The 7,599-nt window shown below is 66.7% G+C and carries 8 protein-coding genes; 4 read left to right on the top strand and 4 right to left on the bottom strand.

Annotation, left to right across the window (positions count from 1 at the left end):
• Positions 1-226: 226 nt before the first annotated feature.
• The 3 genes from ABZ911_RS30600 to ABZ911_RS30590 all read left to right on the top strand — a co-directional run bounded on the left by ABZ911_RS30600 (position 227) and on the right by ABZ911_RS30590 (position 3,825).
• Complete coding sequence (locus ABZ911_RS30600) at positions 227-565, top strand: hypothetical protein (protein WP_358063543.1); 339 nt, start codon at positions 227-229, stop codon at positions 563-565.
• On the top strand, positions 562-2,313 hold the full coding sequence (locus tag ABZ911_RS30595) for a hypothetical protein (protein ID WP_358063540.1): 1,752 nt from the start codon (positions 562-564) through the stop codon (positions 2,311-2,313). The genes ABZ911_RS30600 and ABZ911_RS30595 overlap by 4 nt, the downstream gene beginning before the upstream one ends.
• Positions 2,314-3,087: 774 nt before the next feature.
• A complete protein-coding gene (locus ABZ911_RS30590; protein ID WP_358063537.1) occupies positions 3,088-3,825 on the top strand; it encodes a hypothetical protein in 738 nt (245 codons plus the stop codon).
• Here the strand turns inward: ABZ911_RS30590 and ABZ911_RS30585 are convergent.
• Genes ABZ911_RS30585 through ABZ911_RS30570 form a run of 4 tightly spaced genes read right to left on the bottom strand, consistent with a single transcriptional unit; the run spans position 3,817 to position 6,626 of the window.
• Positions 3,817-4,056 (bottom strand): superinfection immunity protein, encoded by a 240-nt coding sequence (locus tag ABZ911_RS30585; protein WP_358063534.1) that lies wholly within the window; start codon positions 4,054-4,056, stop codon positions 3,817-3,819. The genes ABZ911_RS30590 and ABZ911_RS30585 overlap by 9 nt on opposite strands.
• Positions 4,057-4,082: 26 nt before the next feature.
• Positions 4,083-4,757: a hypothetical protein gene (locus ABZ911_RS30580; protein WP_358063531.1), complete on the bottom strand. Its 675-nt coding sequence runs from the start codon at positions 4,755-4,757 to the stop codon at positions 4,083-4,085.
• Complete coding sequence (locus ABZ911_RS30575; protein WP_358063528.1) at positions 4,720-5,757, bottom strand: toprim domain-containing protein; 1,038 nt, start codon at positions 5,755-5,757, stop codon at positions 4,720-4,722. The genes ABZ911_RS30580 and ABZ911_RS30575 overlap by 38 nt, the downstream gene beginning before the upstream one ends.
• Positions 5,758-5,762: 5 nt before the next feature.
• A complete protein-coding gene (locus ABZ911_RS30570) occupies positions 5,763-6,626 on the bottom strand; it encodes a DUF2637 domain-containing protein (protein WP_358063525.1) in 864 nt (287 codons plus the stop codon).
• 423 nt (positions 6,627-7,049) lie between these two features.
• On the opposite strand from ABZ911_RS30570, the gene ABZ911_RS30565 reads away from it, so the two are divergent.
• Positions 7,050-7,532, top strand: coding sequence for a hypothetical protein (locus ABZ911_RS30565; protein WP_358063522.1), 483 nt, complete (start codon positions 7,050-7,052; stop codon positions 7,530-7,532).
• The last annotated feature ends 67 nt before the right edge of the window (positions 7,533-7,599 follow it).

The raw sequence follows: 7,599 nt of genomic DNA, 5'->3' as shown, positions 1-7,599 counted from the left end.
AGATATGTCTAATGTCCCTTTATCTCTGGACCCGGCGGGGTCCGGCGATGCACGCTGCTGATCAGGGTGCACCACGTTTCCGCAGCTGGGTGCGGGTGGTGCTGATCAGCAGGGACCGGGCGCGGTCCGTTCGGGGGATGTGATCGAGATGCCCGATGAAGGCCAGGGACCAGTGGCGAGGCAGGTGCGGCGGCGTCGGGAACGGCATGAGGTGGCGCGGTCGCGGGTGGTGAAGTTCGTGTTGACCGAGGACGAGCACGCTGATGTGCAGGCCGCTGCGCAGAGGCTTGGGCTGGCACGCGGGGCGTATGCGGCGCAGGCGGTGCTCGCGGCGGCGCGGGAGGTGAATCCACCGAGACCCGACCCGCTCCGGGAGGCGTTGATCGAGTTGATGCGGGCGAGTCATCAGGTGCGGCGGATCGGGATCAACCTGAACCAGGCGGTGGCGGCGTTGAACGCGACGGGGGAGGTGGCGGGGAATCTGATTCCGTACGCGGCCGTGTGTGTGCGGACGGTGCGGAGGCTGGATGGAATCGCGGAGGCGGTGCGGAGGCGGCTCGGTTGATCGGCAAGGTGATGCGTGGTGCCCGGGTAGAGGGGTTGATCTACTACCTGTACGGGCCGGGACGGGCGAATGAGCATGTGGACCCGCATCTGGTGGCCGGATGGCGGCATCCGGCCGAGTTGGAGCCGGAATTGCGACCGGATGGGTCGCGGGATTTTCGGCGGTTGAATGGACTGCTCAAGCAGCCTGTGGCCGCGTTGGGCGAGCGGGGGTATGCCGAGCCGGTGTGGCACTGCGTCGCCCGCGCTGCCGAGCAGGACCGGATCCTGGACGATGACGAGTGGGCGCAGGTGGCGCACGAGATCATGCATCGCACCGGCCTGGCCGCCCACGAGGATGATGAGGCAGTGCGGTGGGTGGCGGTCCGGCACGCCTCTGACCACATCCACATCGTGGCCACGCTGGCCCGCCAGGACGGGGTCAAGCCGAAGACCTGGAATGACTTCTTTCGGGTGCGGGAGGCGTGCCAGGCGGTGGAGCACCGGTTCGGGCTGCGCCTGACCGCGCCGGGGGATCGTACCGCTGCTCGCAGGCCAACCCGGGCGGAGAACGAGCATGCGCGGCGACGCCGCTGGACGGAGGCGCCCCGTATCGCGTTGCGTCGCCAGGTCATCAGCGCAGCCGGTGGCGCTGCCTCGGAAGTGGAATTCTTCGGACGTCTGAAGGCGGCTGGGGTGCTGGTTCGCAAACGGTTCGGCGAACGCAACCCCGGTGAGGTCACCGGGTACGCGGTCGCGCTGCCCATCCACACGACGCGTGATGGCGGGCCGGTCTGGTACGGCGGCGGAAAGCTGGCTGCGGATCTGACTCTTCCGAAGCTGCGAGCCCGATGGAGCAACCAGAACGATACCGGCCTGCGGATTTCTGATGTCAGTGCCAAGGTGATGGCGCGCACGGCTGTACGGCAGGCTGCCAAGGACGTGGGCTCGCAGGAGGAGTTCTTCGCCCGGCTGAAGGATGCTGGGCTGTTGGTGCGCTGGCGGTTGAGCGAGCGTGAGCCGGGTGAGGTTACGGGGTATGCGGTGGCGTTGCCGGGATTCCGTGACCGGAACGGTGGAATGCGCTGGTTCGCCGGCGGACGACTCGCCGACGATCTGACGCTTCCCAAGCTACGAGCCCGCTGGGCAGGGGACCGGCAACCGGTGGAGAAGATCTCCGCAGCCGAACGGCAGGCGATCTTTGATGATGCGGCGGCGATTGCTCAACGGGCGGCCGCGCAGATCCGCCGGAGCGCGGCGGGTGATCCGGCGGCGGGGGATGCGGCGTGGGCGGCGTCGGATGTGCTGCATGTCGCGGCGAGCATGCTGGATGACCCGGCGCTTCGCCGGGCCGCGGATGCGTTCGACCGGGCAGCACGCGAGCCGTACGCCCGCATCCCCTGCGCCAGTCCGGCAGGGCAGAGCCTGCGGGTGGCGGCGCGGCTGATGGCGGCGACCGGAGCGATGCCCGGCAGTGCCAGCGGCACCATATCCACCTTGGTGAGGAACCTGGGCCTGGTCGTGGCCGCAGTGGCGGAGTTGCGGGAGTTTCAACAGCGTACGGCTCACGCGGTCGGCGCTCGGGCCGCGGCCCGACATCTCCAGACGGCCAGGGGAGGCGCCGGTCGAGGAGTCTCTGCTCAGGCGCGGTTGGCGGAACTGGATTTCCCTGGCGGACCGGCTGCTCGGACGATGGGTGTACGGCCGAGCGAGGGGCGTACTCGGCGTGGTCCCGAGCATCCCGTCGCTCGGAAAGGTCCGAGGCGGTAGAGGTTCGATCAAGGGATTGGCCGGCCAAGGCCAAGTGTGCGGTTGCGAGAGCGTGGCAGTGTGATCGCCACGGGATGATCGATCGTGGTCTGTTCCGGGAGGGGTCGCTTGAGGATGTCGCGCTGCCCGCGTCTCGTTGCCGGGCTGGGGCGCTGGGCGGGGGTTGCCGCGACAGCCGTCATCGTCTGGGTGCCGTCGAACGCCGGGGCGATCGTCGCGGGCTGTCCTCTCGACCTGAAGGGGATGGCGAAGAAGCACTTCAATCAGGAGAAGCTCTGCGCCGCAGCCAATCAGGGACTCGGCACATATCTGGAGACGGGACTCAGGCCTGATTGGGGCCAGGTTCTGAATGATTCCCAGAAGAATGCGCGCGCGCCGGGGTCCGGTGTGAAGTCGGCGGTGCCTCCAGTGAAGAAGGGGCCAAGGCCGCCGGAAGGCCGACGGCGACCGATGGAACGTGAACCATCCGAGGGAGCCACAGGGACACCGTCCGAAGGCGCTCGCGATGAAGGCCGGCGAGAGCGACCGGTGACCAAGACTCGCGAAGTGTCAGGTGCTCCGGCAGAGTCGGCGCTGGCTGAGCAACATAAGGGGAGGCAAGCGCCAGCCGTACGAGAAGCGAAGACGCCCGAGCGGCCGGTCAGAGGGCAGCCGTCGCCCACTCCATCTCCATCCCGGTCGATTATGGTTCGACACGTGGAGGCGGCACCGCCGAGTGCCCAGATACCTGCGTCTCAGACGCCTCCTCTTTGGCCTGCTGGCCTCGGGTCCTTCGTGGCGCTGCTGTTGGTTGCCCTATACATCATGCGGCGGCGAATCGCCGTCAGCGTCGGGGGAGCGCTGCGGGAATGGCGGGCAAACCAGGAAGAGATACACCTGGCACGCTTCGAGGCGTCGGCTCCCGTGAAACCAGATGGGCCCACCACCGTGCCGCCGGTTCAGGAGGCCGTGCTGGAGCCGGGGGACATCGCACCTGGCAGCGCCGCCGCGTACGCGATCTCGCTGGCGGCGCTTCGAGGAGTGGGGCTGACCGGTCCCGGCGCCGAAGACCTCGCCCGCGCCATCCTCGTCGATCTCCTGGTCGGGTCCGCGCTTCCGACTGACGTGGTCATGCCGCACGGCCTCGCCCGACGCTTGCTCGGAGATGCCACAACGGTGCCCGGCCTGGTAGTCCTGGACTCGGTGCGAGACGTGGTGACCCACGTCGAGGTGGAGATCGTCCGCCGGACTGGTGAGCGCCAGGATTACGGCAACGCCAAGGACCTGCCCTGGCTGTTCGTGATGACCTTGCCTGGCGATGAGGCGGAGACACTGGACCATGCGATCAGGGCCGGAGCCGAGTCTCTCGTCCTTGGCGTGATGCTGGAGCGCTGGCCGTACGGCATCACCTGCGCAGTCGACACCGACGGATGCATCAGCCACCTGTCGGGGCGCGACGCGCCGCCATGGGTGGGTCACAAGCTTCCCGCCGTCACGATGCCTCAGGCAGTGGCAGCCCTGGAACTACGCTGAGCATCGATAGTGCTCGGGCGCGCGATTCGACGTCTTGGGGAGCATGAAGGCACCGATCAACGCGGCTGGCCAGCCGATGCAGGTCGTTCCGCCGATGAGGTTCACCATCACCAACAGCCAGAAGTAATCGACCCCACGGACAAGGCCAATCAGGCTGGGCAGGATGTACAGCACTACCAGCACGAAGATCAGCAGGACCCAGAAGGCCGCGTTGCCGGCGAGAACGTCCACCCCTTCATCATGAAGTAGCTGCTCGCTTACATTCCGCGATTCTGTCCAGGGTGCTGAGTGGGGCTTGGCGAACGAGTACCTGATGGGGTGCCGGTGCGATTCGTGGTAGCGCGGACTGTTTCGCCGACAGTGTGGGGGAAGTCAGCCCGTGCCAGGCGGGCCGCCTCGGCCGCCTGCGGGTTCTCTTCCGCAGGGAGCAGGACCGGTCGCGCCGGAGCAGGGTTACCTGTGCGCACGTTCGGGTCACGGGTGAAGAAGGGCGCGGCCTTCTGCATGGCCTCAACCAGTGCCAGGCCATCGGCACGGAGGCGGTCGTAATGCTCCATCGCATGCGGGTGGAGCTCGCGCAGCCGCTCCTCACATTTGCGTATGGCATGGGCGGCGCTGACGTCACTGTCCACGTACGGTACTGCGCTTCCCCACGCACGGGCCACCTGTGTCATATCAGCCGTGCGCAACCATTTCGGGTCGTGGGCAGGAGCCCACCGCAGGCGATGCGCCTGGTGGGCTGCCCTCTGCTGGTCGCGGTGGGCGTGCGCCGATCGTTCGGCCTGCTCGCTCCGTAGCCTTTCTCGCTCCGCCCGGAGCTGGGCGAAGATCTGGATGAAGGTCGCGCCGATAGACGTCAGCCGCACCGCTCTCCCGAGACCTTCGCTGGCCGCTTCACCAAGTGGGTCGGCGTGGTGTTCGAATGCGTTCATCGTGTCTTCTCCCCTTGGTGGGTACAGATGTGCCGCCCGGCGCAGGAACGCGCGGGAATTCGACCGTGACCAGCGGTGGGGCGACGAGATCGGTGACGGCTTCGGTGACCTCGTCACAGCGCAGGCTGAGGCGGGTGGCCACTCGATCGACTTGCCGCGCGACATCGTGAGGACGCAGGCGGACGATGACGGCGGCAGCATCCCGCATCGCCCCGATCGTTCCCTCTGCGAAGTGCAGGGAGCCACTCCAGCGGTTGATCGCGGCATCGATGACCAGGTCGGCCAGCGGCTGGGCCTGGTGGCGCAGAGCCGTACCGAGCTCGCCGCTGCGTAGCAGGTCGGCAGGGTCGTGGCCGTCGGGGAAGCGCACGGCGTCGGCGTCGAGCACCTCGTAGGCCCTGACCGCCGCTACGAGCCCAGCGCGATCACCGTCGAGCGCGATCACGGCCTTCTGGTCGGAGATCTGGGCGAGGGCGTCGGCCTGGCGTGGGGTGAGAGCTGTGCCGCACAGGCCGACACCTGCGAATTCAGCGGGTGCGGCAATGGTGACCGCGATAGCGTCCAGCGGTCCTTCGACGAGGACGGGACGGACGCCGTGCCGCACTCGATCGAGCCCGAACAGGACACTGCCCTTGCGGTAAATCAGCGTTTCGGGGCTGTTGAGATACTTCGGCTCGCCGTCTCTGGACCTGCCGATGAAGGCGATGGTGGTCGAGTCGAGCCGTGCGATCGGCAGCATGGCGCGGTCGCGAAACGTGTCGATGAGCCCACCGCGTCTGGACTCGTACGCTAGTCCTGATCTCTCGATCGCGCTGTCGGGAAATCCGAGATAGCGCAGGTGGTCGGTGAGGAGTGTCCACCTATTGGGGGCGTACCCGATTCGCCAGTCTTGCTGGATGGTTTCATTGATACCCCGCGCAGTTAGATAGTCAGAGACCCAACTCCCGGCGCGGTGCGATAGGTAGAACCGCTCGGCCTCCTGGTGAATCGTGTATAGCATTGCGCCTAAACCGATTCCCGGTTCGCACGGAGCCCGACGGCGGTGGCGAGCCAGCGCAGACGTTCGTTGGCGATGCGGTGGCCCTGAGAGCGTAGTCGGGCCGCGAGGTCCACCTGGCTGAGCCGTACACCATCGTGCTCGGCCTCGGCGAGGATCTTCTGGGCGGCCTCGATCAGCGCTTCGTCCCGCTCGGCGACCGGCAACTGCACCCCATGGAGTTCCTCGGGGAACGCCGTCCGCGCTGGATGCAACTGTAGGGCAACCCGCTGGGAAAGCGGCGCCTTCCAACGCCATAGCCACCGGCCGTGCTCTTCCTTGAGCTGGGACACGGCGCGCAGGTGGACGTATTCGAGTTCGAGACCGCACGGGTACTCGGTGATGTTCCACAAGACCATGCGTCGCCAGAGCATCCAGCTCGATAGCGGTGCCAGCACCCAGCGGGAGAGCGGGACGCGTTCGCGGCGGGTGTTGGTGGTAAGGCCGACCCAGCGGCGGATGAGGTGCCGGATCCCCTCAATCACCGTGACGAACAGGAGGGGCATGGCCGCGTGCATGACGGCGGCGACCAGATCGCCGCGCGCGGCGGATATGTTCAGCACGACGGTGGCGGCGATGAAGCTCCAGGCGACCCAGCGCAGCACCGGCCAGGCCAGGTCGGCGAACTCCATCAGCAGGTCCCAGGCCAGCAGCGCGATGATGCCTACGTCGATTCCGACTGGGACGATCCACGACCAGGCGCCGAACCAGGGCTGTGCCAGCTTGCTGATGGTGCCGAAGGAGCCGATGCCGCCGAGGACTGCCAAAACCAGCACCAGCGGGGCGACCAGGTACATGGCGACGGCAACGGCGCGGCCGAAGGGGGCGGTCATGGCCGCCGGGGTCCCGCCAGACGGCGGGCCATCGCAGAGATCTGGGCGTCGCCGGCTGAGGAGAGGATCTGGCCACTGGGGGTGACGAAGACGTACGCACCTTCGGCTCCCGCGCACAGTACGGATATGGTGGTCAGCTTGAGTAGCCAGCGGTCATGGCGGAGCCTGATCATCGTGGCCGGCAGGCCAAGGCGGTGGAGTTCGTCGCGGAGCCGTCCCAGGCGATCGCGACGCGCTTGGAACTCCGTCAGTGCTGGTGTCGGTGCCATCGTCATTGCTAGCCTCCAGGTAGGCAATCAACTGTGGGCTTGGAGCGCCAACAGTCATCAATTAAAGTTGAGTGCTGTGAGTGAAGGATAGGCACGGAGCGTGAGCATCTGTCAACTCTAGTGAATAAAGCGTGTCTGGTGTCGCCTCAAGTTTATGAACTTGGGGAATGTCATGGGTGGTGAAACGCCGTCCGTCGATCCCGGCATGCGATCACTCGGGCAGAAGGTCGAGTGGCTGATCCAGAACAGGTGGCCCGAAGGTCGGCCACGGCCGAAGAACAACGTAGAGACCGCGATGGCCATCTCCGAGGCCACCAGCGAGGAGATGTCGTCGACCACGATCTGGAAGCTTCGCACGGGTCGTACGGACAATCCCCAGCTCAAGACCCTCAAGGCGTTGTCGCGGTTTTTCGATGTTCCGATCGGCTACTTCGGGGATGACGAGGCAGCCGAGTCGGTAGGCGATCAGATCGTGGCCGACAGCTTGGTCGGCGAGGCCGGTCTCAACCGTGACGCGCTGCGTGCGTTGCTGGAGCTGTCACCGTTCGGCAGGCAACTGGTCGCGGACTTCATCATCAGTGCGGCCCGCCTGGAGCAGAACCGCGATGGCTCGCGGGCTGGCGAGGGTCGAGAGTGATCTTGGGCAGTGCTCGTAGCTGCCGGTGCGCTCGACGGCGACCAGCGGCTTCCGGCTTGCCGGGATG

This window comes from Nonomuraea sp. NPDC046570 (assembly GCF_040645915.1).
Lineage (GTDB): Bacteria > Actinomycetota > Actinomycetes > Streptosporangiales > Streptosporangiaceae > Nonomuraea.
Note: the sequence above shows the minus strand (reverse complement) of the source record. Positions and strands in the feature narration are given on the sequence as shown.

Bases quoted from the DNA above. Each gene is read 5' to 3' on its own strand.
- ABZ911_RS30575 (WP_358063528.1), bottom strand. From the start codon at position 5,757: ATGCTATACACGATTCACCAGGAGGCCGAGCGGTTCTACCTATCGCAC.
- ABZ911_RS30570 (WP_358063525.1), bottom strand. From the start codon at position 6,626: ATGACCGCCCCCTTCGGCCGCGCCGTTGCCGTCGCCATGTACCTGGTC.
- ABZ911_RS30565 (WP_358063522.1), top strand. From the start codon at position 7,050: ATGAACTTGGGGAATGTCATGGGTGGTGAAACGCCGTCCGTCGATCCC.
- ABZ911_RS30580 (WP_358063531.1), bottom strand. From the start codon at position 4,757: ATGAACGCATTCGAACACCACGCCGACCCACTTGGTGAAGCGGCCAGC.